Genomic DNA, 24387 nt, shown 5'->3' with positions numbered 1-24387 from the left:
CCGCCTCGGCCAGCCCTGCGCAGGCGGTTCACAAGCATATCGCCGAGGATCGGTCACTGACATCAACACCGTTCCGGCTGCTTTATTCCGAGCATCCTGGGCGTTTCGTTCTTCTCACCGAGATGACCGGCGCGAATCTTCGAATCATCGGCTGCATCGAAATGGAAAGGAGCGGGAAGGCCGCTCCTTGCTGTCGCCGATCGATGGGGCTGTGGAGATGGCGCGCTCGCTGACACCGCTAGGGAGAGGATCGTCGAGGACCCGTCGCTGACGGATGCTCTTGATAAGCGATCTCGCCTCGGGCGCCATCATAGGATTATAATTCTTGAAAGTTCGAGTTCCGCCCCGAACGAACCCGATCGCAATCTTCGCTCGAAAATTCCACGAACGAATTCGCGTGAAGACTCGAGGCCGTCCGTGCCCGCCCCCACTGTGAGTCGCCGCGCATGGCTGCTATGCTCGCCTCGCCAGCCTCGGAGCGGCCCGTGCGCAAGGGGCCCGGGAACCACAGCAGGGGAGAATGCGCCTTTGGATGCGGCACTGCGCTTCAGCGCCGGCATCGACCGGCTCAACGAGACCATCGGCAGGACCGTCTACTGGCTGGTGCTCGCCGCGGTCCTGATTTCGGCCGTCAACGCCGTGATCAGGAAGCTCTTCGACGTCAGCTCGAACGCCTGGCTCGAGCTGCAATGGCAGCTGTTCGGCGCCGTGTTCATGCTGGGCGCCGCCTACACCTTCCTGAAGAACGAGCACATCCGCATCGACATCGTGAGCAACCTCCTGCCCAAGCGGGTGCGCGACTGGATCGACCTTCTGGGCCACGTCCTGTTCCTGATGCCGTTCGTCGTCATCATGATCTTCGACGGCATCCCGTTCTTCCTCGGCTCCTACCGCATCAACGAACAGTCCCTGAACGCCGGCGGCCTGCCGCAGTGGCCGGCCAAGCTCCTCATCCCTCTGGGCTTCTTCTTCCTCTTCCTCCAGGGCGTCTCCGAGATCATCAAGCGCATCGCCGTCATGCAGGGAGCGATCCCGGACCCGCACGGCGAATCGGGCCATGGCCACGACATGATCGCCGACGAGCACGCGGGCTGAGCACGGGACCCGGAGCCGGACATGGAATTCCTCATCCACAACATGGCGCCGATCATGTTCGCGGCGCTGGTCGTGCTGCTGCTCTTGGGCTACCCGGTAGCGTTCGCGCTCGCCGCCAACGGCCTCGCCTTCGCCTTTCTCGGCATCGAGCTCGGCCTGTTCCCGACCGACTTCCTGCAAGCGCTCCCTGAGCGCGTCTACGGGGTGATGACCAACGACACGCTCCTGGCCATCCCCTTCTTCACCTTCATGGGCCTGATCCTCGAGCGCTCCGGCATGGCCGAGGACCTGCTCGACACGATCGGCCAGCTCTTCGGGCCGGTGCGCGGCGGCCTCGCCTATGCCGTGATCTTCGTCGGTGCGCTGCTCGCCGCCACCACGGGCGTCGTCGCCGCCTCCGTCATCTCGATGGGCCTGATCTCGCTGCCCATCATGCTGCGCTACGGCTACGACCGCCGGCTCGCCACCGGCGTCATCGCCGCCTCGGGCACGCTCGCCCAGATCATCCCGCCGTCCCTGGTCCTCATCGTGCTCGCCGATCAGCTCGGCCGCTCGGTGGGCGACATGTACACCGGCGCCTTCATCCCCGGCATCGTGCTCACGGGACTCTATGCCTGCTACGTCCTGCTCGCGACGATCCTCGCACCCAAGGCGGCTCCGGCCCTGCCGCTCGAGGCACAGAGCCTGCGCGAGCCCGAGACGCTGAAGAGCCGGGCGATCCTGCCCGTGGCGGTCCTGGTCGCGGCCGGATTCGCCTGGCTGCTCGCCGGCACCGCGGACTGGCCGGCCGCCGCTCTGGCCTGGGCCGGGGTCGGTCCCGATGCGGCCAGAATTCTGTGCTTCCTGATTCTCATCGTCCTGCTCGCGGCGCCGATGCGGGCCGTAGTCGCGACGCTTACGGTCTCGCTCGTGCTCGTGATCGCGATCGCGACCGTCCTCGCCGGCTGGGCCATGCGCTACGTCGCGGTGAAGGCGGGTGCGGATTACGTCGTCATCATGATGTCGATCGGGGTCGCGATCGCGTTCGGGATCGCGGCGCTGAACCACCTTTCGCGCCTGCACCTGCTCTCGCGCCTGGCCGAGCAGGCCGTGTTCGTGATGGTGCCGCCGCTAGCACTGATCTTCCTCGTGCTCGGCACCATCTTCATCGGTGTCGCGACCCCGACCGAAGGCGGAGCCATGGGAGCGACCGGGGCGCTGCTGCTCGCCCTGTTCAAGCGCCGCCTCTCCTGGAGCCTCCTGCGCCAGGCCATGGATTCGACCGCGAAGCTCTCGGCCTTCGTCGTCTTCATCCTGATCGGGGCACGCGTCTTCTCGCTCACCTTCTACGGCGTCAACGGCCACAAATGGGTCGAGGAGCTCCTGGTCTCCCTGCCGGGCGGCGAGATCGGCTTTCTTCTGTTCGTGAACGTGCTCGTGTTCGTCCTCGCTTTCTTCCTCGACTTCTTCGAGCTCGCCTTCATCATCGTGCCGCTCCTCGGCCCGGCGGCCGACCGGCTCGGCATCGATCTCATCTGGTTCGGCGTGATCCTGGGCGTGAACATGCAGACCTCGTTCATGCACCCGCCCTTCGGCTTCGCGCTATTCTATCTCCGCTCGGTGGCGCCCAGGGCGCCTTATCTCGACAAGATCACCGGCCGACGCATGGAGCCCGTGACCACGGGCCAGATCTACTGGGGCGCGGTGCCGTTCGTGGTGATCCAGGTCGTCATGGTGGGCCTCGTGATCGCGTTCCCCGGCATGGTGATGCACTACAAAGGGGCCGGCACCGGCATCAACCCGGAGGAGATCAAGCAGCTCGACATCCCGCAGATCGAGGGCCTGCCGCCGCTCGACCTCGGGCCCGGCAGCAGCGGCCTGCCCGGCCTGACCCCGCCCGCCGATCTCGCACCCCCGCCGGGCCTGGCACCGCCGGCGGAGCCCGCGCCACCGCAGCAGGACGGAGGCACCCCGCCCGCGACCGGCCAGTAGGCCGGCCGCGGGTGTCGGGTCCGGCTCAGGCCTTGGCGCGCAGTCGGATCGAGTAGCTGTCGAAGCTGTACTCGGCCACCTGCCACCAGAGATACTCGTCGCTCCTGAAGGCGGCCATGCTCTCGAAGAGCGTCTTGAAGTCGGGGTTCTGGGCCGCGGTCTCGGCATAGACCTCCTGCGCCGCCTTGAAGGCGGCTTCCAGGATCTCGGGCGAGAACGGCCGGAGCTGGGCGCCGCTGGCGACGAGCCGCTTGAGCGCCGCCGGGTTCAGCCGGTCGTAGCGCGCCTGCATGATCGTGTTGGCCTGATGCGCGGCATTGACCAGGATCGCCTGATAGCTCTTCGGCAGCTCGGCCCACTTGCCGGCGTTGATGAACAGATGGAGCGTCGGGCCGCCCTCCCAGAAGCCGGGGTAGTAGTAGTTGGGCGCCACCTTGTAGAAGCCGAGCTTCTCGTCGTCGTAGGGCCCGACCCATTCCGCGGCGTCGATCGTGCCCTTCTCGAGCGCAGGATAGATGTCGCCGGCCGCGATCTGCTGCGGCACCAGCCCCAGCCTTTGCAGCACCCGGCCGGCAAAGCCGCCGATGCGCATCTTGAGGCCGTCGAGGTCGGCGGGGGTGCGGATCTCCTTACGGAACCAGCCGCCCATCTGGCAGCCGGTGTTACCGCAAGGGATGCTGTGGATGTTGTACTTCTGGTAGAATTTGTTGAGCAGTTCCTGCCCACCGCCCTCGAGCAGCCAAGCGTTGCGCATCCGGCTGTTGAGCCCGAACGGCACGTCGGTGCCGAACGCGAAGGCCGGGTCCTTGCCGACATAGTAGTAGGAGGCAGTGTGGCACATCTCGACCGTGCCGTTGGTGACGGCATCCGCCGCCTGCAGGCCCGGCACGATCTCGCCCGCGGCGAAGACCTGGATCTGGAACCGGTTGTCGGTCATGTCGGCGACCGCCTTCGCGAGCACCTCGGCCGCACCGTAGATGGTGTCGAGCGACTTCGGGAAGCTCGAGGTGAGCCGCCACTTCAGCTCGGGCGCGTTCTGCGCGATCGCCGGCTTGGGAAAAGCCGATGCCGTGGCGGCAACCGCCACGGCCGCGCCCGCCCCGCCGAGCACGTTTCTTCTTCTTGCCATATTCCTCTCCTGCCTCGCGTGACAGGCGGCATCATTGCGCATTCCCCTCATGCGCACAATGCAAGCCTTATGCGAGGGGAGAGGAAAAGAAAGGGCCTCGGGGCTGCCGCCCCGAGGCGGGCGCGGCAAGGCGCGATGGTGTCCGCTCAGCCCTTGGCGCGGGCGCGGATCATGAAGCTGTCGAAGGTGTACTCGGCCACCTGCCACCAGAGATACTGATCGTTGCGGAAGGCGATCTGGTGGTCGTAGATCTTCTTGAAGTCGGCGTTCTTGGCCGAGATCTCGGCATAGACCTCCTGCGCCGCCTTGTAGGCCGCCTCCAGGATCTCGGCCGAGAACGGCCGGAGCTGAGCACCCTGCGCCACCAGCTTCTTGAGCGCTTGCGGGTTCAGGAGGTCGTACTTGCCCTGCATCGAGAGCGTGGCGAGATCGCCCGCGGCCTTGAGCGCCGCCTTGTAGCTCGCCGGCAGCTCCTCGTACTTCTGCTTGTTGACGAAGACGTGGAGGCAGGGGCCCCCTTCCCAGAAGCCGGGATAGTAGTAGTAGGGGGCCACCTTGACGAAGCCGAGCTTCTCGTCGTCGTAGGGCCCGACCCATTCCGCGGCGTCGATCGTGCCCTTCTCGAGCGCGGGATAGATGTCGCCGCCCGCGATCTGCTGCGGCACGACCCCGATCTTCTGCATCACCTGCCCGGCGATGCCGGCGATGCGCATCTTGAGGCCCTTGAGGTCGGCGAGGGTCTTGATCTCCTTGCGGAACCAGCCCCCCATCTGAGCGCCGGTGTTGCCGCAGGTGATGCCGTGGAGGTTGAACTTCGCCAGGAACTCGTTGACGAGATCCATGCCGCCCGTCGTGAGCCAGCCGACCTGGCCGCGTGCGTTCAGCCCGAAGGGAATGTTGGCGGGCAGCGCGAAAGTCGGGTCCTTGCCAACGAAGTAGTAGGAGGCGGTGTGGCACATCTCGACCGTGCCGTTGGTGACGGCATCCGCCGCCTGCAGGCCCGGCACGATCTCGCCCGCGGCGAAGACCTGGATCTGGAACTTGCCGTCGGTGAGGTCGGAGACGGCCTTTGCGAAGGTCTCGCCCGTGCCGTAGATGGTGTCGAGCGACTTCGGGAAGCTCGAGGTGAGCCGCCACTTCAGCTCGGGCGTGCTCTGCGCGATCGCGGGCTTCGGGAAGCTCGATGCGGCGGTGACGGCAGCCGCGGCCACGCCCGCGGACGTGGCCGCGGCACCGCTCAGGAACTTGCGACGGTCGGTCATCTTCGTTGCCTCCAGCAGATCGGATTCGCGGAACGGGGCCCAGCTTCCCGCTTCGAGCCGGCGAAAATCGCCGGGAAACTTAGAGTTCCGGTCCGATCCTGGCAACCGGCCGTAGCACCTATTCCGCCGCCAGCGGCAGAGGCGCCGGCGCATGCCATTCGGCGAGCAGCGCCGCGCGCTCGCTCTCGTAGCGCTCGACGCTTTGCCGCTTCACGTGGCCGAAGCCGCGCACCAGGTCGGGCAGGCTCGCGATCCGCACCGCCACCCCGTGGTTCTCGGGCGCGAGGCCCGGCAGCAGCGAGGCGATCGTGGCCCGATACTCGTCGCGCAGACGCCGCTCCAGCCGGCGCTCCTCGGTCCAGCCGAACGGATCGAGCACGGTCCCGCGCAGAGCCTTGCCGCGGGCCAGGACCGCCATCGCGCGCAGCATCCAGGGCCCGAACGTGCTCTTCCGCGGCTCGCCGGTGACGGGATCACGCCTTGCGAGGAGCGGCGGGGCCAGATGGAACCTGAGCCGCACGTCACCCTCGAAGGTCTCGGCGATCCGGCGCTGGAACGTGCCCTCGGTGTAGAGCCGGGCGACCTCGTACTCGTCCTTGTAGGCCATGAGCTTGAACAGGTTCCGCGCCACCGCCTCGGCCAGCGGCAGCCGGTCGCTAGCACCTAGCGCCCGCTCGGCCTCGGCGACGCGGCGTACGAACGCGGCGTAGTCGGCGGCATAGGCCTCGTTCTGGTAGGAGGCCAGGAACGCGCGCCGGCGCTCGACCAGGGTCTCGAGGTCGGGCTCGGGCCGGGGCACCCTGCCGGTCAGCCGCGCCACGAGATCGGGATCGTGCGCGGCGAGCCGGCCGAAAGCGAAGGCCCGGCGGTTGGCCTCGACCGCGACACCGTTGAGCTCGATCGCGCGCGTGATCGCCTCCAGGCTCACCGGCAGCAGTCCTTTCTGCCAAGCATAGCCCATGAGCAGCAGGTTGGCACCGATCGCGTCACCCGTGACCGCGAGCGCGAGGTCGTGCGCATCGAGGCTCTCGACCCGGTTCTGCCCGACGGCCTGCGCCAGGCGCCGCAGGAGCAGGCCCGCGTCGATGCGCGCGCGCGGATCGCGGATGAGATCGGCCGTGGGCAGGACGTGCTCGTTCGCGACCACGCGCGTGGTCCCCTGCCGCATGGTGCCGAGCGCTTCGCTGCCCACGGCGACGACGAGATCGCAGGCGAGCACGGCATCGGCCTCGCCGGGCTCGATCCGGCCCTGGTTGAGCCCAGTTCCGGGGGCTGCGAGCCGGACGTGCGCCAGCACCGCCCCGCCTTTCTGGGCAAGACCCGTGAAGTCGAGCACGGTGGCATTCCGCCCCTCGAGATGGGCCGCCATGCCGAGGAGTGCTCCCAGCGTCAGGACCCCGGTGCCGCCGACACCGGTGACCAGGATCTCGTAAGTGTCGCGGATCGCGGGCAGGGTCGGCAGCGGCAGGGCCGCCAGCGCCGCCTCCACCTCGGAACCGGCGAGGCCGGCCGGCCGGCGCAAGCGCCCGCCCTCGACCGTCACGAACGAAGGGCAGAAGCCCTCGATGCACGAGAAATCCTTGTTGCAGGAGGACTGGTCGATGGCGCGTTTGGTACCGAACTCGGTCTGAAGCGGTACCACCGAGAGGCAGTTCGACTTCTTCGAGCAGTCGCCGCAGGCCTCGCAGACCAGCTCGTTGATGAAGGCGCGCTTCGGCGGATCGGGATACTCGTTCCGCTTGCGGCGGCGGCGTTTCTCGGCGGCACAGGTTTGATCGTAGAGCAGGACCGAGACACCCTTGTACTCGCGAAGCTCGCGCTGCACGGCGTCGAGCTCGCGGCGGTGATGGATCGTGGTCCCCTCGGCGAGGCCCGTGATACCGCGATATTTCTCGGGCTCGTCGGTGACGACCGCGATCCGCCTCACGCCTTCATCGAAGACCTGCCGGCTGATCTGCGGAACGGTGAGCCCCTTCGTCTCCATCTTCTGGCCGCCGGTCATGGCGACGGCATCGTTGAACAGGATCTTGTAGGTCATGCTGACTCCGGCCGCGACCGCCTGGCGGATCGCGAGCTGGCCGGAGTGGAAGAAGGTGCCGTCGCCCAGGTTCTGGAAGGCGTGCGGCGTGTCGGTGAAGGGGGCGAGCCCGACCCAGGTGGCGCCTTCGCCGCCCATCTGCGTCACACCCGCCGTGTTCCGCCCCGGCATCCAGGTCGCCATGATGTGGCAGCCGATGCCGGCGAAGGCGCGGCTGCCTTCGGGCACCCGCGTGCTGGTGTTGTGCGGGCAGCCCGAGCAGAAGTAAGGCGTGCGGCGGACGAGCGGGGCCTCGGCGAGCGGGGTCGCGATCCGCTTCAGCCGCAGGCCGAGGTCGAGGCCCGGCACGTTGGCCTCGAGCCGCTCGGCCAGGAGTGGTGCGAGCTTATGGGGGCGCAGCTCGCCGGTCTCGGGCAGAAGCGGCCGACCTTCGCGGTCGCGCTTGCCGAGCACGGCCGGTCGGTCGGCTTCGGGGAGACCATAGAGCAGATCCTTGATCTGCCCCTCGACCAGAGGCCGCTTCTCCTCGATCACCAGGATCTCGCGCAGGCCTCGTGCGAAGCGGCGGATCCCGTCGCCCTCGAGCGGGAAGCTCAGGCCCACCTTCAGGATACGGACACCCATGGCAGCGAGGTCGCGCTCGGCGAAGCCCAGCTCGCGCAGGGCCTCCATCGCGTCGCCGTGCGCCTTGCCGACGGTGACGATGCCGAGCCGCGCCGAAGATGCCGGCACCACGAGCCGGTCGAGCGGGTTGGCGCGGGCGAAGGCGCGGATCGCCTCCAGCTTCGCCGCCAGGCGCTCCTCGATCGCGACCGAGGGCGGATCGACCCAGCGGAAATGCAGCCCGCCCGGTGGCGGGGTGAAGTCGGTCGGCGTCACGAACACGGGCAGGCGGTCGGACAGCTCGACCGTGGCCGCCGATTCCACCGTCTCCGAAATCGCCTTGAACCCGACCCAGGCACCGGAGAAGCGCGACGCGGCCCAGCCCCACAAGCCGAAGTCGAGATAGTCGGCGATCCCGGCCGGGTTCAGGACCGGCATCCACCAGGCGACGAAGGCCTGATCGCTCTGGTGCGACATGGTCGAGGACACCGCGCCATGATCGTCGCCGGCGACGACGAGGACACCGCCGTGCGGCGAGCTGCCATAGGCGTGGCCGTGCTTGATGGCATCGCCGGCCCAGTCCACGCCGGGGCCCTTGCCGTACCAGAGCGCGAACACGCCGTCGACCTTGCGCCGCGGCTCGCTCTCGACCTGCTGCGTGCCCAGGATCGCGGTGGCGGCGAGCGCCTCGTTGATCGCGGGCTCGAAGCGCACGTTCTCCTCCGCGAGGAGCTTCTCGGCCTGGACCAGCGCCTCGTCGAGTCCGGCCACGGGCGAGCCGCGATAGCCGGTGACGAAGCCCGCCGTGTTCAGACCCTGGAGCCGGTCGAGCCGGCGCTGCATCAAGGGCAATCGCACCAGGGCCTGGATGCCGGTGAGAAAAATCCGGCCGGAAGTGCGGCGGTAGCGGTCGTCGAGGGTATAGTGCCGATCGATGGTCGGGGCTGCGAGCATGTCGATCCGTTAGCCTGCCTGCGGCGCGAAGGGCGCGCCGGTACCTGCCTTGCGCGGAAGTCTATGACCGACGGGCGGAAATGTTCTTGCAAAGCTTGCTTAGGATACCATGAAATAAGCAAGATCCTTTCGGAACCTTGCATCTTTGAGAAAGGAACTTGCGATGTCGGCGGTGAGCGATGCGATCGGACGGCGAATCCTGCAGACGCTGCAACGCCATGGACGGCTCACCAACCAGGAGCTCGCCGAGCGGGTCGGGCTCTCGCCCTCACCCTGCTGGCGGCGGGTGAAGGAGTTCGAGGAGGAGGGCGTGATCCGGCGCTATGCCGCGATCCTCGACCCGGAGAAGGTGGGGGTATCCGAGTGCGTGTTCACGCTGATCAATCTCGAGATGCACAACCGCGATTCGCTCGCCGCTTTCGAGCAGGCGGTGAAGGACCGGCCGGAGATCCTGGAGTGCTACGCGATCACGGGCGACGCCGACTTCATCCTGAAGGTCCACGTCCCCAACATCCGCGCCTACGACCGGCTGCTCAACGAGGTGATCTTCCGCATACCCGGCGTGAAGCACGTCAAGTCGAGCTTCACCTTGCGCGAGGTCAAGTACGACACCGCCCTGCCCTTGCCCGAGTCGGAGCAGCGCTGATCAGAGGCGGGCATCGAGGCGCCGGGGCGGGCCGGGCCAGGCGAGGATATGCTCGTCGGCAGTGAGCAGCGTGGCATCGAGCGAGAGCGCCGTGGCGACGATGAGGCGGTCGGCGGGGTCCTTATGCAGGCCATCTGGTTGGATCGCAGCGATTGCGAGCGCGCCGTCGATCATGCGCTCGCGAATCCCATTCTGCATCGGGTCCGTGCGCCATCGCTCGACAGGTAGACGAACGCGGAGATTGCCCTGTGCGACAAACAGGGCGACCTCACGGTAGCCGATGGCCGATACCCGAAGACGGCTGTTCGTCAACGCGTCGGCAGCGGCGGTGCGCGCCTTCCTGCCCAAAGAAGAGTCCCCACGGTCGAGCCAGATCAGCGCATGCGTGTCGATGAGGATCACCGCGGCGCCTCGAACTCCTCCAGGACCGGACCGATGCTATCCCCTAGGATCTCCACCTCACCGGCATGCAGACTCCAGAGAGTACGCGGGCGAGGTTGAACGGAGAGTAACACCGCCACGGCTTGCCGTTCTTCGTGATGGTGATGGAGCCACCATGCTCGTTCAGTTCGTCCATCAGCTCCAAGCATTTGGCCTTGAATTCCAAGGCCTTCATGACGCGGTTTTCCATCATGCCTTCCATGGTCAACGCATTCGGTTTTTACGAGCGCGCCAACGGCTGCGCCGCACGCCGCCCCGGCCTCGCCCAAAGCAGGGCATTGAGGAGAAGCCCTACCAACGCCCCGAGCGCGGCGAAGCCGACGTCGAGGGTGAGCGTGTACTCGTACTTGGCCCAGGTCGCGGCCAGGAGTTCCGTGTCGTGGTGCCGGAGGAGGACGAGGGGCTTCAGGAACCGGCTCGCCCCACCCAGCGCCTCCGCCTGCCGGGTCAGGCTCTCGACACGCCCGGCCTGCTCGGCCACGACCCGCCCCATTCCGGCCACGGCCGGGTCGGCGCTCCGCTCGAGCCTCCGCCCCAGCGCCTCCAGCGGCAGGCCCTCGCCTTGGGCGAGCGCATCGAAGCGGCCGAGCTGCCGCCGTGCCTCCTGCAGCGCGCCGCCCAGCCGCTGCTCGTACTCCTGCACGAAGCGCGGTACCTGGCTGAAGCCGATGGCCCCGCCGAGGGCGAGGACGAGCAGCGTGAGGTCGCGGAAGAAGCGCATCCGGCTGACCCTCCCTTCTCGAGTGGCCGCCTCGTCATCCTGCCGAGACGGCGCTGCATCACGACAATCCCGTATGGGTGTGTCGAAGCCTCGCCTGCATCCATGATGATACGCGGCACCAGAAGCGGATGCCGGCTATTCGGGCCGCTGCGCTTCGGTGAGCGCCGTGCGGATGGCGCGCAAGTTGCCGTTGATCTCCAGCAGGAGGAACAGCGTCCCGAACATTATCATGACGACGACAAAGCTGATGAGGAACCCCGCCACGGCCCGACGATCGCAGCCCCTTCTACCGCTCCAGCGCGGCCACCGATCACGGTGCCTGCCAGCAGCATCAGGACGGCGAGGAGACTGCTCAGCACGTCCAAGGCGCCGATGATCGAACGCTTCACGTCCGGATCCCACACCATGCGCGCGGCGACCGATTGCCCGCTGACCTCCAGACTGTCGTCCTGAATGAGAACCGGCAAGTCGGAATCAACAGGGCGTTGTAGCCATCATGCCGCCCGTCCCTCCTCGACGGCATGGCAGGCCACGAGCCGGCCGTTCAGCATCTGCAGCCGCGGCACCTCGGCCCGGCAGCGGGCGTTGGCGAGCGGGCAGCGCGGGTGGAAGACGCAGCCGGGCGGCGGGTTCAAGGGCGAGGGCAGCTCGCCCGAGAGCTTCGTGCGCTCGCCGCGCCGCGACGGGTCGGCCACCGGGCTCGCGGCCAGGAGCGCTCGTGTATAGGGATGCTGCGGTGCCTCGAATACCGCATCGCGGCTGCCCTGCTCCACCGCCCGGCCGAGATACATCACCATGACCTCATCGGCGAAATGGCGCACGACCGAGAGGTTGTGGGCGATGAAGAGATAGGCGAGCCGGAATTCGTCCTGGAGCTCGACCAGAAGGTTCAGAACCTGCGCCTGGATCGAGAGGTCGAGGGCCGAGACCGGCTCGTCCAGCACCACGATCTTGGGCCGGAGCATCAGCGCCCGGGCGATGGCGATACGCTGGCGCTGGCCGCCCGAGAACATGTGCGGATAGCGTCGCGCCTGCTCGGGGCGCAGGCCTACCCGCCGCATCATCTCGCGCACGGCCTCGGCCCGCGCCGTCCGGTCCGCGTCGCTGTTGATGACCAGAGGCTCCTCGAGGATGTCGCCGATCTTCCGGCGCGGGTTGAGCGAGCCATAAGGATTCTGGAACACGATCTGCACGGTGCGGCGCAGCCGCCGGCGCCCGGCCTCGTCGGCCTTCTGCGGATCGGTACCGTCGATCTCGAGCCGGCCGGCACTCGGCGGCTCGATCATCGTGACGACGCGGGCGAGCGTGCTCTTGCCACAGCCGGATTCGCCGACCACGGCGAGCGTGCGGCCGCGGTCCAGGCCGAAGCTCACCCCGCGCAGGGCCTGCACCTCGCCGGACTTGCGGAACAGGCCGCCGCCCACCGTGTAGCGCCGCTCCAGCCCTTCGGCCGCGAGGACCCGCTCCGATGCGACCGTCATGCCGCGGCCTCCGCACGGCCGGGATGATTCTCCGGGATACCGCGGGTCAGAGGATAGTGGCAACGCACCCGCCCGCGCGGCCCGTGCCCGAACACGGGCTGGATGCGCCGGCAATGCTCGGTGGCGTTGGGGCAGCGCGGGCTGAACAGGCAGCCCTTCGGGCGGTCGAGCACGCCCGGCACGACGCCGGGGATGGTCGGCAGGAAACGCCCGACCGAGCGCTCGGGCAGCGCCGCGAGGAGGGCTGCCGTGTAGGGATGCATGGGATCGGCGAACAGGCCGTTCACGTCCTGCGCTTCGGCCTGCTGGCCGGCATACTGCACGATGACGCGGTCGACGGTCTCGGCGACGACACCCATGTCGTGGGTGATCAGGATCAGCGCCATGCCGCGCTCGCGCTGGAGCTCGAGGAGGAGATCCAAGATCTGGGCCTGGATGGTGACATCGAGCGCCGTGGTCGGCTCGTCGGCGATCAGGAGCTTCGGGTTGCAAGCGATCGCGATCGCGATCATCACGCGCTGGTTCATGCCGCCCGAGAGCTGATGCGGGAAGGCCTCGAGCCGGTCCGCGGGCGACGGGATGCCGACCTTGGCGAGGAGCTCGACCGCCCTTGCCCGCGCCGCCCTGCGGCTCAGGCCCTCGTGCACCCGCAAGGATTCGGTGAGCTGGAAGCCCACGGTGAAGCAAGGGTTCAAGGAGCTCATCGGCTCCTGGAAGATCATCGCCATATCCTTGCCGATCAGGCGGCGGCGCTGGCGCGGGGCGAGGCGCAGGAGGTCCTGCCCCTGAAAGGCGAGCCGGTCGGCGGTGATCTTGGCCGTCCAGGGCAGAAGGCCCATCACGGCCAGCATGGAGACGCTCTTACCGGAGCCGCTCTCGCCGACGATGCCGACCACGTCGCCGGCCTCGACCGTGAGATCGACCCCGTCCACGGCGTAGAGCGGTCCGAGCGCCGTGCGGAACTCGACCGACAGGTTCCTGATCTCGAGAAGAGGTGTCGCCGGCATGGCCTCAGCTCCGCTTGAGCTTGGGGTCGAGCGCGTCGCGCAGACCGTCGCCCATGAGGTTGAAGGCCAGCACCGTGATCAGGATGGCGAGGCCCGGGAAGGTCACGACCCACCAGGCGCGTAAGACGAACTCGCGCGCGTCCGCCAGCATGGTGCCCCATTCGGGCGTGGGCGGCTGGGCGCCGAGGCCGAGGAAGCCCAGCGCCGCGGCATCGAGGATGGCGTTCGAGAATCCCAGCGTCGCCTGCACGATCAAAGGCGCCCAGCAGTTCGGGAGCACGGTCTTGAACATCAGCCGCGCCGTGCCGGCACCGGCGACCCGGCTCGCGATCACGTACTCCTTGGAGAGCTCGGTGATGACCGAGGCGCGGGCAAGCCGCGTGAACTGCGGGAGATAGGTGACGGCGACGGCGATCATGGCGTTGACGAGGCCGGGGCCCAGGATCGCGACGATGACGATGGCGAGAAGCAGGCTCGGCAGCGCCAGGACGATGTCCATGAGCCGCATGATCAAGGTCTCGACCCAGCCGCGGGCGAAGCCGGCGACGAGGCCCAGGACCACGCCCAGGCTCAAGGAGAGGACGACGACCACGGCACCGATCAGGAGCGAGAAGCGCGAGCCGTGGATGATGCGGGAGAGGATGTCGCGGCCGACCGCATCCGTGCCGAGCGGGTGGGTCCAGGAGCCGTCCGCGGCCCAGGCGGGCGGCTTCAGAAAGGCCTCGCGGTACTGCATGGTCGGATCGTGCGGGGCGAGGACGGGTGCGAGAAGGGCCGCCAGCACCACGAGCACGACGATGACGAGCCCCGCGACCGCGCCGCCGTTCTCGCGGAAATAGTGCCAGAACTCGGCCAGGGGCGACGGGGGGGCCGCAATCGCCAGAGGCTCGGCCAGGGCTTCGGCGCGCTCGCTCATGGCTCACCTCGCGTGGCGGATGCGGGGATTGATCAGGCCGTAGAGCAGATCGACCCCGAGATTGACCAGCATGACGATGCTCGCGATCAGGACCACCCCGCCCTGGACCGAGGGATAGTCGCGCCGCGCGATGGAATCGACCAGCCATTTGCCGATGCCGGGCCAGGCGAAGATGGTCTCGGTCAGGATGGCGCCGCCGAAGAGCGTGCCGATCAGAAGGCCGATCACCGTCACGACCGGGATGAGTGCGTTCCGGAGCGCATGGAGGCCGATGACGCGGCGCGGCGGCAGGCCCTTGGCACGGGCGGTGCGGACGTAATCCTCGCTCAGGACCTCGAGCATGGCCGAGCGGGTCTGGCGCGCGATCACCGCGAGCGGCACGGTGCCGAGCACGATCGCCGGCAGGACGAGGTGCGAGAGCGCGGAGAGGAAAACCCCCTCGTCCGCGCTCAGGAGGCTGTCGATCAGCATGAAGCCGGTCACCGGCTCGACATAGTAGAGGAGCGAGATCCGCCCCGAGACCGGCGTCCATTGCAGGATGCCGGAGAACAGGATGATGAGGAGCAGGCCCCACCAGAAGATCGGCATCGAGAAGCCGGTGAGCGAGATGCCCATGACGGTGTGGTCGAACACCGAGCCGCGCTTGACGGCGGCGACGATCCCGGCGGGCAGGCCGATCACGACGGCGAGCAGCATGGCGGCGAGCGAGAGCTCGACCGTGGCCGGGAACAGGTTCAGGAACTCGCGCAGGACCGGCTCGCGGGTGACGATCGAGCGGCCGAGATCGCCCTGCAGCAGATGGCCGAGGAAGAGAAGGTACTGGACGACGAGCGGCCGGTCGAAGCCGTATTGCGTCATCAGCTCGGCATGGCGCTCGGGCGAGAGGCCGCGCTCGCCCACCATCATCATGATGGGATCGCCCGGTACCAGCCGGATCAGGATGAAGGCGACGAAGGTGACGCCGAGGAAGGTCGGGATCAGCACGCCGAGCCGTGCCGCGAGGAAGCGCAGCATGGCTCAGCTCCTGCCCTCACACCGGCCCGCCGGGACCGTCCCGGCCCGTCCGCGATGGTTCCGCCGCTCGTCCATGCCCCAGCCTGCCGTCCACGAGTCCGGATTTCACGTCGGGCAAGGTAGTGGCTCGGCCGCCGCGGTGCCAGCACGAACCGCGGGCGGCCTCCGATCCGGGAGTGGACGATGCGTCAGGCGGCGAGATCGCGCTCGGACGCGCTCCGGACGGGCGAGCTGGCAGCCGCCTCGTCCGACGACGGCACGTGGCCGAGAAGATCGAGGCCGGCATCCGGCAGGGGATCGACGGGCAGCCAGAGATCGCCGCCGATGATGGGGTGATCGGGCAGAGCCGCCGGCAGCAGCCCTTGCCCCTGCCGTTGCAGCGTGTCGATCGGCTGCGAGATGGCCGCCCCCATATCCACGTCCGGCACGGTTCCACTCGGTCCCTCGGGGCTGGAATCGTCCGCGGCTTCCGCAGCCAGGGTCCAAGGATCGGGCAACGGGACCGTACCGGCCCGGTCGGGCAGGAAACCGGCGAGCCAGTCACCCGTCTCCGCGGCACCCGTGGTCGAAGCGCCCGTCGTCGCGGGGCTCGTCATGAAATCCTCGAGCGGCTGCACGCCATCGCCGAGATCGATTCCGGCGAAATGCCCGGCATCGGCCGCGTAGTCGCGCAACGTGGCCACCGTCTGCTCGCCGTAGCTCAGCACGAGATCGCTCCCCGACATCGCGGCGTGGAGCAGGCCCGGATCGGCGCCCTCGAGGCGGAGCGTGTTGACGCCCTCCTGGTCGAAGATCGTATCCGGCGCGGCCTCGCGGAGGCCCAGCACGTAGACGTCGTCGCCGGCACCGCCATCGAGTGTATCCGCGCCACCGCCGCCCTCGAGCCGGTCGTCGCCGCCACCGCCATAGAGCCAGTCGTCGCCACCGCCGCCCAGGAGATGGTCGTCGCCGCCACCGCCATAGAGGTGGTTGGCGGCGTCGTTGCCTGCGATCACGTTGGCTCCGTCGCCGGCGAGGACATCGTGCGCGACACCGCCTTCGAGCCGGATGTTCTCGATGTCCCCGTCGACCAGCTGGCGGTAGCCGGCGAGACCCGCCGGCACCGAGGCGGCGTCGATGCTGCCGAGCACGAAGGTGGCCCGCCCGTCCGGCGCCAGGCCCAGCGACGAGCCGACGAGCCCCTTCGCGTAGCCGTCCGTGACCACCAGGGTATCGTTCCCGCCGCCGCCGGCCTCCGGTGGCAGCTCGCTCGCCGTGTCGAACGGATCGTCCATGACGAGCATGTCGTCGCCGGGCCCGCCCTCGAGCCGGTCGTAGCCCGGTCCGCCCTCGAGCCAGTCGTTCCCGGGACCACCGAGCAGATGATCGGCGCCGGCGCCGCCGAGCAGGCGGTCATCGCCGCTGCCGCCTTCGAGCCGGTCGTCGCCGTCGCCGCCCTCGAGCCGGTCGGCGCCGCCCCCCCCGAGAAGGGTGTCGTTCCCTGCTCCGCCCTCGAGCCAGTCGTCGCCATCGCCACCGTCGAGCCGGTCGGCGCCGCCCAGTCCCCGGACATGCTCGTTGCCGGCGCCACCGACGAACGTATCGTCCGCGTCGGTCAGATCGACGGTCTGGTCACTGCTGCCGCCCTGGTAGTAGCGGCCGATCGGGTCGATCGACGGCTCGTCGCTGCCGGCCGTCGTGTCCGATACCCCCAAGGACGGCGCGGCGAAGATCACGCTCCCGCCGCCGAGCGAGAGATCGGCCGCAGTCGGCGGCGCCGGGTCGTCGGGAAGCGCAGGCGCCGCCGGCGCGGCACCTGCGGGATGCGGCAAAGCGAGATCGGCCAGGCGCGCCTCACCGGAAAGACGAGTGAGCGCTGCGGGATCGATCAGCCCGCCCAAAGACAGCACCGAGCCCGGCGCCATCGTCGGCGCTGCCGTCGGCATCGCGATCACGGTCGGAGCGGCCGGCGGAAGCGCACTCGCATGGTCGTGGTCCGTACCCGCCGCGGTATCGGCCGGCACCGGTACACTTCCGGCCGGCTCGGCGGCCACGGCGGACCGCATGCCGTGGACGAGCAGCAGGCCCAGGAAGCTCGCGGCGAGCGGAGTCGCGAACTCCTGCCGCTCCCGCCGCCGCAGCCGCGCGGGCCAGGCGCCCTGCCCTTCGGCAAGGTCGCCCGGCTCGCGGGAGGCGGTGGGTGCTTGCCGCCTCCCGAGCGCAGTCTCAGCCTGCATGGTGTCGTGCCTCCTGTGGAGCGGTCCGTTGGCGGCCGCCCTCTCCCTCACACGCCATGCTGACGTCTGCGATGGGACCCCAGAGATCTTCATCCTCTGATTGAAATGAACGTTATACAAATAAGACGGTAAATTCAAACGAATTTTTCTATCTTAGGTTATATATCGTTAAAGCTAGATATTACTTCAACTTGATTGCACATTCGCAAGCAGCTACACAGGATAACCGTATAAGCTATTGCCCCAAAATAATTTTCTTGCATCGAAGCAAAACCCGCCCTGCAAGGGCGGGTTCGCATCGCAAGCTTTTGCGCGGTCAGGCGGAGCGTCGGCGGAGCCCTTCCAGAAGCTCGTCGATGCCGACGACGCCGAGCACGCGGTGCATCTCGTCGACGACGAGAACCGGCCAGCCGCTCATGCGCACCGCATCGATGGCAAGCCGCATCGGCGCTTCGGGCGATGCCACCAGGAGCCAGTCGGTGGGCTTGGTGCCGTCGGTGAACGGCTCGATCTCCGGCAGCGGGCGCAAGGGCAGACCGGCCCCGTCGACGGATGCGAGCGCACCCGATCCGTCGAGACGCGCGGTCAGATGGATGCGCGGATCGATCCGGACCATCCCGTCCCCGTCGCGCCCGAGGCTCGTCACGGGCCGCATCAGCGTACCGAGCCGCAGGACGTTGAGCGGATTGACGTTGGCGACGAAGCTCCGGACGTATTCGGTCGCGGGCTGAGTGACGATCACCTCGGGCGGCCCGGCCTGGACGATCCGGCCGCCTTCCATGATCGCGACCGTGTTGCCGAGCTTGAGTGCCTCGTCGAGGTCGTGGCTCACGAAGACGATCGTCTTGTGCAGCTTCGCCTGCAGCTCGAGCAGCTCGTCCTGGAGCCGGTCGCGGATCAAGGGATCGAGCGCCGAGAACGGCTCGTCCATGAGCAGGATGTCGGCATCGGTCGCGAAGGCGCGGGCGAGGCCCACGCGCTGCTGCATGCCGCCCGAGAGCTCGTGGGCATGCTTGCCGGCCCAGCGCTCGAGATGGACGAGGGCCAGCTTCTCCTGGACGATGCGTTCGCGCTCGGCGCGCGGCACGCCGCGCAGCTCGAGCCCGAACGCCACGTTCTCGGCCACGGTGCGCCAGGGCAGAAGCGCGAACTGCTGGAACACCATGGCGATACGCTGGCTGCGCAGGCGCCGCAGTGTGCGGCCGTCACAGCGCGCCATGTCGACGGCCCTGCCGTCGTCCTCGACCAGGACCGAGCCGCGCACGACCTTGTTGAGCCGGTTCACGGCGCGCAGCAGCGTGGACTTGCCGGAGCCCGAAAGACCCATGAGTACGCAGATCTGTCCGCGCTCGACCGCGAGCGTGCAGCCCGCGACGCCCAGCACCTGGCCGGTCTCGGCCAGGATCTGCTCGCGGCTGAGACCGCGATCGATCAGGGGCAGCGCCAGCTCCGGCTTGTCGCCGAAGACGATGTCGACGTTCTGGAAGGCGACCGCGGGCATCGGCTCAGGCCCCCTCGCCCGCGGAGCCCGGCCGTCGGCACAGGCGGTCCAGAAGGATGGCGAGCAGGACGATGGCGAGCCCCGCCTCGAAGCCGCGCGCGACGTTGACCGTGTTCAGCGCCCGCACGACCGGCTTGCCGAGCCCGTCCGCACCCACGAGAGCGGCGATCACCACCATCGAGAGCGAGAGCATGATGCACTGGGTGAGGCCGGCCATGATGGTCGGCAGCGCGGCTGGCAGCTCGACCTTCCACAGGAGCTGCCAGCGGCTGGCGCCGAACGCCTCGCCCGCCTCGATCAGAGGCTGCGGGACGCGGCTCACGCCGAGATAGGTGAGCCGGATGGGAGCGGGAATCGCGAAGACGACGGTCGAGATCAGGCCAGGCACGACTCCGAGACCGAAAAGGATAAGTGTAGGAATGAGATAGACGAAGGTCGGGATCGTCTGCATGAGGTCGAGGATGGGCCGCAGCACGGTGTAGAAGCGCGGTCGGTGCGCCGCGACGATGCCGAGCGGCACACCGAGCAGCATGCACAGGACGGTCGCGGTCACGACGAGCGACAGGGTCTCGAGCGTCTCCTGCCAGTAGCCCAGGTTCGCGATCAGCAGGAGCGCGGCTGCGACGAAGGCGGCGAGTTTCCACGAGCGGTGCAGGAGCCAGGCGAGGCCGGCGAGGAGCGCCACGAGCAGGAGCGGCGGAATCGCGACCAGAAGGGCGGTGAAGCCGTTGATCAGACTGCCCAGTGCCCAGGAGACGAGATCGAAGAAGCCGGCCGCGTGGGCGTTCAGGAGATCGACCAGCGATTTCATCCACGTCCCCAACGGGATCTTGTAGGCCGTGAGCCAGTCCATCCCTCACCTCCCGTCCGCTGCCGGACTTCTTGGCGCGGGCCGGCGGGGGACGGCCGGCCCGCGCGTCGCGTGATCAGAGACCCAGATGCTTCCTCACGGCGGCGAGCCCGTCGCCGCCGTCGATGGTGGTCACACCGGCGAGCCAGTCATCGAGGATCGCCGGGTTGGCCTTGAGCCAGGCCGTGGCGGCCTCCGCCGGCTCCTTGCCGCCGTCGAGAATGCTACCCATCACCTCGTTCTCCATCGGCAGGGTGAAGGCGAGGTTCTGCAGGAGCTTGCCGACATTGGGGCACGCCTGGAGGTAGCCCTTGCGCACGTTGGTGTAGACCGTGGCGCCGCCGAAGTTGGGCCCGAACACCTCGTCGCCACCCGTGAGATAGGTGATCTTGAAGCGCACGTTCATCGGGTGCGGCTCCCAGGCCAGGAACACGATCGGCTCCTTGCTGCGCGAGGCGCGCTCGACCTGGGAGAGCATGCCCTGCTCGGAGCTCTCGACGAGCTCGAAGCCGCCGAGGCCGAACTTGTTCTCGTCGATCATCTTCTGGATCAGCCGGTTGCCGTCGTTGCCGGGCTCGATGCCGTAGATCTTGCCCTTGAGCTGATCCTTGAACTTCGCGATGTCGGCGAAGTCCTTGAGACCCTTCTCGGCCTCGTAGCTCAGGGTCGCGAGCGTGTACTTCGCACCCTCGAGGTTGGCGCGCACCACCTCGACGCTGCCATCCTTCTTGTAGGGAGCGATATCGGCCTCCATCGTCGGCATCCAGTTGCCGAGGAAGATGTCGATGTCGCCGTTCTTGAGGCTCTGATAGGTGACCGGCACGGAAAGGATCTCGGACTTGGGCTGATAGCCCAGCCCTTCGAGCACGACCGAGGTCAGCGCCGTCGTGGCGGTGATGTCGGTCCAGCCGACGTCCGAGAACCGCACGGCCTTGCAGCTCGCCGGATCGGCCGCAAGAGCAGCGGAGCTGATCAGCACGGCGCTGAGCGCGCCCAAGAGGGCTTTTCCTAGCATCCCTGTTTCCTTTTCGGGCTCGAGGCTGAGTTCGGAGCACGTACGACGGACGACCACGCCGGGGAACGCATGCGCTGGAAAGGCCGGATGATGCCGTCCGCGCCGCAGGTACCGAGGCGGTGGCGTTCAGGCAAGCTCGCCATCGACCTTCTCTGCGAGCTGACGATGCAGATAGTCCTTGGCGAGCTTGCGCGCAGCCTCGGCGCCGAGGCCGGGATGCCCGAGCGCGCAGCTCAGCCACAACCCGTCGATCAGCGCGGCGAGCCCCAAGGTGGCGCCATCCACCCGCGAGGGAGCCACGAGGCGGCGCAGATCGTAGCGCAGGTTGCTCTTCAGACGATTGGCATAGAGTCGTTGCAGCCGCATCAGCATGGCATCGTGAGGTGCCTGGCCCCAGAAGGCGAGCCAGGTCACGATCACCTGCGGCTGGAACTGCCGCTCGGCGAAGCTCGCGTCGATGATCGCCTCGATGCGCGCCTTCGGGCCGTCGGCCGCCCGGAGCGCCGCGACGACGTAGCTGCGCCACTCGATCAGAAGGGCCTGCATGGTGGCGGCGAGCAGAGCGCCTTTGCCGCCGAAATAATGATGGATGATGCCCGGCGAGACGCCGGCCTCGCGGCTGATCGTGGCGATCGTCGTGTCGGCGAAGCCATAGGCGTGAATCGAGGCGATGGTCGCCTCGATGAGCTGTCGCTTGCGGATCGGCTCCATGCCGATCTTGGGCATCCGCCACTCTCCTCCCTGCCGTACGCACCCATTATGCGGATTCTTGATTGGTCGAGCAATCAAAAATCAGCAGGGGCAGCGAAAGAGGAGAGACGGGCCGCGTCGCCCGCTGGCTCGGCGCTTCCTCGCTCAGCCGGTGAGCGCAAGATGCCCGGCGTCGATCCGACCGCGGAGCTCGGCCAGGAGAGCCGAGACCTTGCCGCCGCCCCGCTCGATCACGGCTGCGAACTCGTTCCGATAGGTCACGAGCAGGCTCACCCCCTCGACCACGACGTCGAGGATGCGCCAGCTTCCGCCGGCCGGCGTCAGCCGCCAGTCGAGGCGGACGGGACTGCCGCCGCCTTCGAGATAGCTCTCGACCATGGCGTCGCTCTCTCCGGCCGGGGTGGCGCCGGCGACCCGCAAGCGCCGGTCGGCATAGGCATCGAAGCGGCGGCTGTAGCTCGCGAGCATGGCGGCCTTGAACAGCGCCGCGAACTCCCGGCGCTCCGACTCGGCGGCACTCCGCCAGTAGCGGCCGAGTGCCAAGCGTGCGACGCGGTCGAGGTCGACCCCGCCGCTCACGAGCGCGTCGACCTTGTGCACGCGCTCCTCAAGGGGCCGCGCGCGATCACGCAGCACGGTCAGCACGTTGGCCGCGAAGCTCTGCACGAACGTCTCGGGCGCTTCTGCCGGAGCCGCCTCGACACTGCCCGCCCCGAGTCCGGTCGCGATGGCCATACCCGCGAGCGACATCCCTGCCAAGGCGGCGCGCCGCGTTCTCCCGATGCTCACGATCGAACCTCCATCATCCCGACGGGACCCACCGATCGTCTCTGGGGTCTTGTCGCATCCTGCCCCTGAAGATCGGGTTAAGGCTGTGACGGTGCGCACAGTCATGTGATGCTCCCGCGACAGCACGTGTCTCGCCAGCCGGCGGCTTTGCCCTCAAATGAGCCCTCGAAAGGGCGGTTCTTGGCGAGCAGATCGAGCGATGGGCGCTAGGGGGCGGATGGCGGCGATCAGGACGGGCGCGCTCGCAGCGCTGGCGCTGCTGGCGATGCCCGGTGTCGTGGAGCATGCCGCGCGGGCGGCGGAGCACGTGGTGCATCTGATCACCGAGGACGATGCGGGGCGGTTCCGGTTCGAACCGCCCCTGCTGCTCGTCCAGCCCGGCGACGATGTGCGGTTCGAGCCCGACAGCCGGCAGCATGCCGTCAAGTCCGTGCCCGGCATGCTGCCCGAAGGCGTGAAGCCGTGGCGCAGCCAGATGGGCGAGCCGATGGTGCTCCATCTGGAGCGGCCGGGCGTCTACGGCCTGAAATGCCCGGCCCACTACCAGGTCGGGATGGTGGCGCTGATCCTGGTCGGCGACCGGCTGGCGAACTGGCGATCGGCACGGGCGGTGCGCCATCCGCCGATGACGACCGAGGTGTTCGAGCGGCTGTTCGCGCAAGCCGCCTGCCGGCTCGGACCGGACTACCGGGACGACTGTCACGAGTGAGGCCGTCGCCGGTCAGGGCACGACGTAGATCTCGACCCGGCGATTGGCGCGGCGGCCGGCGGCGGTGTCGTTGGATGCGATCGGCTGGTCCTCGCCGGCCCCTTCCACCCTGATCCGCGCGGCATCGAAACCGAGCTCGGCGGCGAGATAGTCCCGTACCTTCTCGGCCCGCCGCAGCGACAGGGTCCGGTTGGCCTCGTGATCGCCGTTGGAATCGGTATGGCCGACGATTCGGATCGCCCTGCCGGGGTGGGCGCTCAGGAACGTCGCCACCGCCTGCAGCATCGGCGCCGCCTCGGGGCGGATCTCGGCGCCGCCGCTGACGAAAGCGCTGCCGTCGAGCCTGGTCATGGCAGCCTCGGTCGTGACCGGCCCGGCTGCGGGCTCGAGTGTCACGGCGGGGACATCGGAGGCCTCGAGCTTGGTCAAAGGCGCGGCTGCCGCGGCCGGCGCGGCCATGGCTTCGCCGCGAGCCGGCTCGGTCCGGGCGCCGTCGGCCTGCGCGCCGGCGTGGGCCGTCTGCAGCTCCTTGTCGAGCAGATCCTTGCTCGCGTGCAGCTCGCGGACCGCCGCCGTCAGCGCCTTGTTCTCGCCGAGGGCGGTGATGAGCTGCTCGCCCAGGCTCTTGACCTCCTCCACCGAGGCGGCCGCCACGCTGCGCAGATCGTCCGCCTCTCTGGCGAGGGCCGCGAGCTTGGCCTTGGTGGCATCGAGCTCGCTCTTGAGCGTCGCCTCCCGCTGCCCAAGCAGCGCATCGGCCGCCTGCTTCTCCTGCGCCAGCCGCTCGGTGAGCCGTGCGCTCTCCGCCCGGACCCGGTCCAGCTCGGTCTCCGCCTTTTTCAGGCCCTCCTCCTTCTCGAGGAGCTCCTTTTGGGCTGCGGCGAGCCGGCCTTCGAGCGCCTGCTGCTCGCCACGCGCGTCGGCGAGCTGGCTGCGGAGCGCATCGCGCTCGCCGCGCAGCTCGGCCATGGTCTGCGTCAGCCGCTCGATCTGCAGCCGGGCCGCCTTCAGTTCCTCGGCGAGGTCGGCCGCGGGGCGCTCGGTGGCGGCCGCCTGACGCTGCTCCGCGAGCCGCCGCTTGATCTCGGCGATCGCTGCCTTCAGCTCGTCGGCGCTCTGGCCGAGCGAGGCTGCAGGCTCCTGCTCGGCGGCGAGAAGCGGCCCGGCGCCCACGACCGGACGAAGGAGGAGCGGCAGCGCCGCCATCGGCAGCGGAACGAGCGCGATGACGAGGACGACACCGGCGAGCGGTGCTCGGAACCGCAGCCATGCGCTGCTCCGTGTCCCGTCAGCGTTCCGATCGACCATCGGGCGTTCC

21 protein-coding genes are annotated in these 24387 nt (G+C 68.5%); 4 read left to right on the top strand and 17 right to left on the bottom strand.

Going from position 1 to position 24387, the window contains the following annotated elements; translation table 11 throughout:
* Window positions 1-528 precede the first annotated feature (528 nt).
* Together U1T56_RS16875 and U1T56_RS16870 are read left to right on the top strand one after the other, a co-directional pair.
* The gene (locus U1T56_RS16875; protein ID WP_418160660.1) at window positions 529-1095 is read left to right on the top strand and encodes a TRAP transporter small permease subunit; all 567 of its coding nucleotides are present in this window, start codon (window positions 529-531) and stop codon (window positions 1093-1095) included.
* 21 nt (window positions 1096-1116) lie between these two features.
* Window positions 1117-3066, top strand: coding sequence for a TRAP transporter large permease (locus U1T56_RS16870; protein WP_418160659.1), 1950 nt, complete (start codon window positions 1117-1119; stop codon window positions 3064-3066).
* Window positions 3067-3091: 25 nt separating this feature from the next.
* Here the strand turns inward: U1T56_RS16870 and U1T56_RS16865 are convergent, their stop codons facing one another.
* From U1T56_RS16865 to U1T56_RS16855, 3 genes are all read right to left on the bottom strand, one after another.
* Window positions 3092-4195, bottom strand: coding sequence for a TRAP transporter substrate-binding protein (locus U1T56_RS16865; protein WP_418160658.1), 1104 nt, complete (start codon window positions 4193-4195; stop codon window positions 3092-3094).
* A gap of 146 nt (window positions 4196-4341) precedes the next feature.
* On the bottom strand, window positions 4342-5457 hold the full coding sequence (locus tag U1T56_RS16860) for a TRAP transporter substrate-binding protein (protein WP_418160657.1): 1116 nt from the start codon (window positions 5455-5457) through the stop codon (window positions 4342-4344).
* A 118-nt stretch (window positions 5458-5575) separates the two neighbouring features.
* Window positions 5576-9052 (bottom strand): indolepyruvate ferredoxin oxidoreductase family protein, encoded by a 3477-nt coding sequence (locus U1T56_RS16855; protein ID WP_418160656.1) that lies wholly within the window; start codon window positions 9050-9052, stop codon window positions 5576-5578.
* Window positions 9053-9215: 163 nt separating this feature from the next.
* Between U1T56_RS16855 and U1T56_RS16850 the strand changes: the two genes are divergently transcribed.
* The gene (locus tag U1T56_RS16850) at window positions 9216-9698 is read left to right on the top strand and encodes an Lrp/AsnC family transcriptional regulator (protein ID WP_418160655.1); all 483 of its coding nucleotides are present in this window, start codon (window positions 9216-9218) and stop codon (window positions 9696-9698) included.
* Here U1T56_RS16850 and U1T56_RS16845 read toward each other — a convergent pair whose 3' ends face one another.
* From U1T56_RS16845 to U1T56_RS16785, 13 genes are all read right to left on the bottom strand, one after another.
* Window positions 9699-10100 (bottom strand): type II toxin-antitoxin system VapC family toxin, encoded by a 402-nt coding sequence (locus tag U1T56_RS16845; protein ID WP_418160654.1) that lies wholly within the window; start codon window positions 10098-10100, stop codon window positions 9699-9701.
* Between the two features lie 259 nt (window positions 10101-10359).
* A complete protein-coding gene (locus U1T56_RS16840) occupies window positions 10360-10860 on the bottom strand; it encodes a DUF2937 family protein (protein ID WP_418160653.1) in 501 nt (166 codons plus the stop codon).
* 227 nt (window positions 10861-11087) lie between these two features.
* Window positions 11088-11327, bottom strand: coding sequence for a hypothetical protein (locus U1T56_RS16835; protein ID WP_418160652.1), 240 nt, complete (start codon window positions 11325-11327; stop codon window positions 11088-11090).
* A gap of 27 nt (window positions 11328-11354) precedes the next feature.
* Complete coding sequence (locus tag U1T56_RS16830) at window positions 11355-12341, bottom strand: dipeptide ABC transporter ATP-binding protein (protein WP_418160651.1); 987 nt, start codon at window positions 12339-12341, stop codon at window positions 11355-11357.
* Entirely contained in the window at window positions 12338-13348 is a 1011-nt protein-coding gene (locus U1T56_RS16825) for an ABC transporter ATP-binding protein (RefSeq protein ID WP_418160650.1), read from the bottom strand. Before U1T56_RS16825 ends, U1T56_RS16830 begins: the two co-directional genes overlap by 4 nt.
* A 4-nt stretch (window positions 13349-13352) precedes the next feature.
* The gene (locus U1T56_RS16820) at window positions 13353-14264 is read right to left on the bottom strand and encodes an ABC transporter permease subunit (RefSeq protein WP_418160649.1); all 912 of its coding nucleotides are present in this window, start codon (window positions 14262-14264) and stop codon (window positions 13353-13355) included.
* A 3-nt stretch (window positions 14265-14267) separates the two neighbouring features.
* Window positions 14268-15278, bottom strand: a complete 1011-nt coding sequence (locus U1T56_RS16815) for an ABC transporter permease subunit (RefSeq protein WP_418160648.1) — start codon at window positions 15276-15278, stop codon at window positions 14268-14270.
* A 188-nt stretch (window positions 15279-15466) separates the two neighbouring features.
* Window positions 15467-17494 (bottom strand): calcium-binding protein, encoded by a 2028-nt coding sequence (locus tag U1T56_RS16810; protein WP_418160647.1) that lies wholly within the window; start codon window positions 17492-17494, stop codon window positions 15467-15469.
* Window positions 17495-17810: 316 nt separating this feature from the next.
* Window positions 17811-18995 carry a choline ABC transporter ATP-binding protein gene (gene choV / locus U1T56_RS16805; RefSeq protein ID WP_418160646.1) on the bottom strand — a complete coding sequence of 395 codons (1185 nt, stop codon included), beginning with the start codon at window positions 18993-18995 and terminating at the stop codon, window positions 17811-17813.
* A 4-nt stretch (window positions 18996-18999) separates the two neighbouring features.
* Window positions 19000-19848 carry a choline ABC transporter permease subunit gene (gene choW / locus U1T56_RS16800; RefSeq protein WP_418160645.1) on the bottom strand — a complete coding sequence of 283 codons (849 nt, stop codon included), beginning with the start codon at window positions 19846-19848 and terminating at the stop codon, window positions 19000-19002.
* 73 nt (window positions 19849-19921) lie between these two features.
* Window positions 19922-20860: a choline ABC transporter substrate-binding protein gene (locus tag U1T56_RS16795; RefSeq protein WP_418160644.1), complete on the bottom strand. Its 939-nt coding sequence runs from the start codon at window positions 20858-20860 to the stop codon at window positions 19922-19924.
* A 126-nt stretch (window positions 20861-20986) separates the two neighbouring features.
* A complete protein-coding gene (gene betI / locus U1T56_RS16790) occupies window positions 20987-21586 on the bottom strand; it encodes a transcriptional regulator BetI (RefSeq protein WP_418160643.1) in 600 nt (199 codons plus the stop codon).
* A gap of 129 nt (window positions 21587-21715) precedes the next feature.
* The gene (locus tag U1T56_RS16785) at window positions 21716-22360 is read right to left on the bottom strand and encodes an MlaC/ttg2D family ABC transporter substrate-binding protein (protein ID WP_418160642.1); all 645 of its coding nucleotides are present in this window, start codon (window positions 22358-22360) and stop codon (window positions 21716-21718) included.
* 199 nt (window positions 22361-22559) lie between these two features.
* Here U1T56_RS16785 and U1T56_RS16780 point away from each other — a divergent pair, with 199 nt between their 5' ends.
* On the top strand, window positions 22560-23069 hold the full coding sequence (locus U1T56_RS16780; RefSeq protein ID WP_418160641.1) for a plastocyanin/azurin family copper-binding protein: 510 nt from the start codon (window positions 22560-22562) through the stop codon (window positions 23067-23069).
* A 12-nt stretch (window positions 23070-23081) separates the two neighbouring features.
* On the opposite strand, the gene U1T56_RS16775 is transcribed toward U1T56_RS16780, so the two are convergent.
* Entirely contained in the window at window positions 23082-24377 is a 1296-nt protein-coding gene (locus tag U1T56_RS16775; RefSeq protein ID WP_418160640.1) for an OmpA family protein, read from the bottom strand.
* Window positions 24378-24387 lie beyond the last annotated feature (10 nt).

It is taken from the genome of Benzoatithermus flavus (assembly GCF_037908215.1).
GTDB lineage: Bacteria > Pseudomonadota > Alphaproteobacteria > Geminicoccales > Geminicoccaceae > Benzoatithermus > Benzoatithermus flavus.
Note: the sequence above shows the minus strand (reverse complement) of the source record. Positions and strands in the feature narration are given on the sequence as shown.

Excerpts from the sequence above, each read along its gene's own strand:
- U1T56_RS16860 (WP_418160657.1), bottom strand. The coding sequence starts at position 5,457 with ATGACCGACCGTCGCAAGTTCCTGAGCGGTGCCGCGGCCACGTCCGCG.
- U1T56_RS16840 (WP_418160653.1), bottom strand. The coding sequence starts at position 10,860 with ATGCGCTTCTTCCGCGACCTCACGCTGCTCGTCCTCGCCCTCGGCGGG.
- U1T56_RS16795 (WP_418160644.1), bottom strand. The coding sequence starts at position 20,860 with ATGCTAGGAAAAGCCCTCTTGGGCGCGCTCAGCGCCGTGCTGATCAGC.
- U1T56_RS16775 (WP_418160640.1), bottom strand. The coding sequence starts at position 24,377 with ATGGTCGATCGGAACGCTGACGGGACACGGAGCAGCGCATGGCTGCGG.
- choV (WP_418160646.1), bottom strand. The coding sequence starts at position 18,995 with ATGCCCGCGGTCGCCTTCCAGAACGTCGACATCGTCTTCGGCGACAAG.
- U1T56_RS16855 (WP_418160656.1), bottom strand. The coding sequence starts at position 9,052 with ATGCTCGCAGCCCCGACCATCGATCGGCACTATACCCTCGACGACCGC.
- betI (WP_418160643.1), bottom strand. The coding sequence starts at position 21,586 with ATGCCCAAGATCGGCATGGAGCCGATCCGCAAGCGACAGCTCATCGAG.
- choW (WP_418160645.1), bottom strand. The coding sequence starts at position 19,848 with ATGGACTGGCTCACGGCCTACAAGATCCCGTTGGGGACGTGGATGAAA.
- U1T56_RS16810 (WP_418160647.1), bottom strand. The coding sequence starts at position 17,494 with ATGCAGGCTGAGACTGCGCTCGGGAGGCGGCAAGCACCCACCGCCTCC.
- U1T56_RS16815 (WP_418160648.1), bottom strand. The coding sequence starts at position 15,278 with ATGCTGCGCTTCCTCGCGGCACGGCTCGGCGTGCTGATCCCGACCTTC.
- U1T56_RS16780 (WP_418160641.1), top strand. The coding sequence starts at position 22,560 with ATGGGCGCTAGGGGGCGGATGGCGGCGATCAGGACGGGCGCGCTCGCA.
- U1T56_RS16870 (WP_418160659.1), top strand. The coding sequence starts at position 1,117 with ATGGAATTCCTCATCCACAACATGGCGCCGATCATGTTCGCGGCGCTG.
- U1T56_RS16820 (WP_418160649.1), bottom strand. The coding sequence starts at position 14,264 with ATGAGCGAGCGCGCCGAAGCCCTGGCCGAGCCTCTGGCGATTGCGGCC.
- U1T56_RS16865 (WP_418160658.1), bottom strand. The coding sequence starts at position 4,195 with ATGGCAAGAAGAAGAAACGTGCTCGGCGGGGCGGGCGCGGCCGTGGCG.
- U1T56_RS16850 (WP_418160655.1), top strand. The coding sequence starts at position 9,216 with ATGTCGGCGGTGAGCGATGCGATCGGACGGCGAATCCTGCAGACGCTG.
- U1T56_RS16830 (WP_418160651.1), bottom strand. The coding sequence starts at position 12,341 with ATGACGGTCGCATCGGAGCGGGTCCTCGCGGCCGAAGGGCTGGAGCGG.
- U1T56_RS16825 (WP_418160650.1), bottom strand. The coding sequence starts at position 13,348 with ATGCCGGCGACACCTCTTCTCGAGATCAGGAACCTGTCGGTCGAGTTC.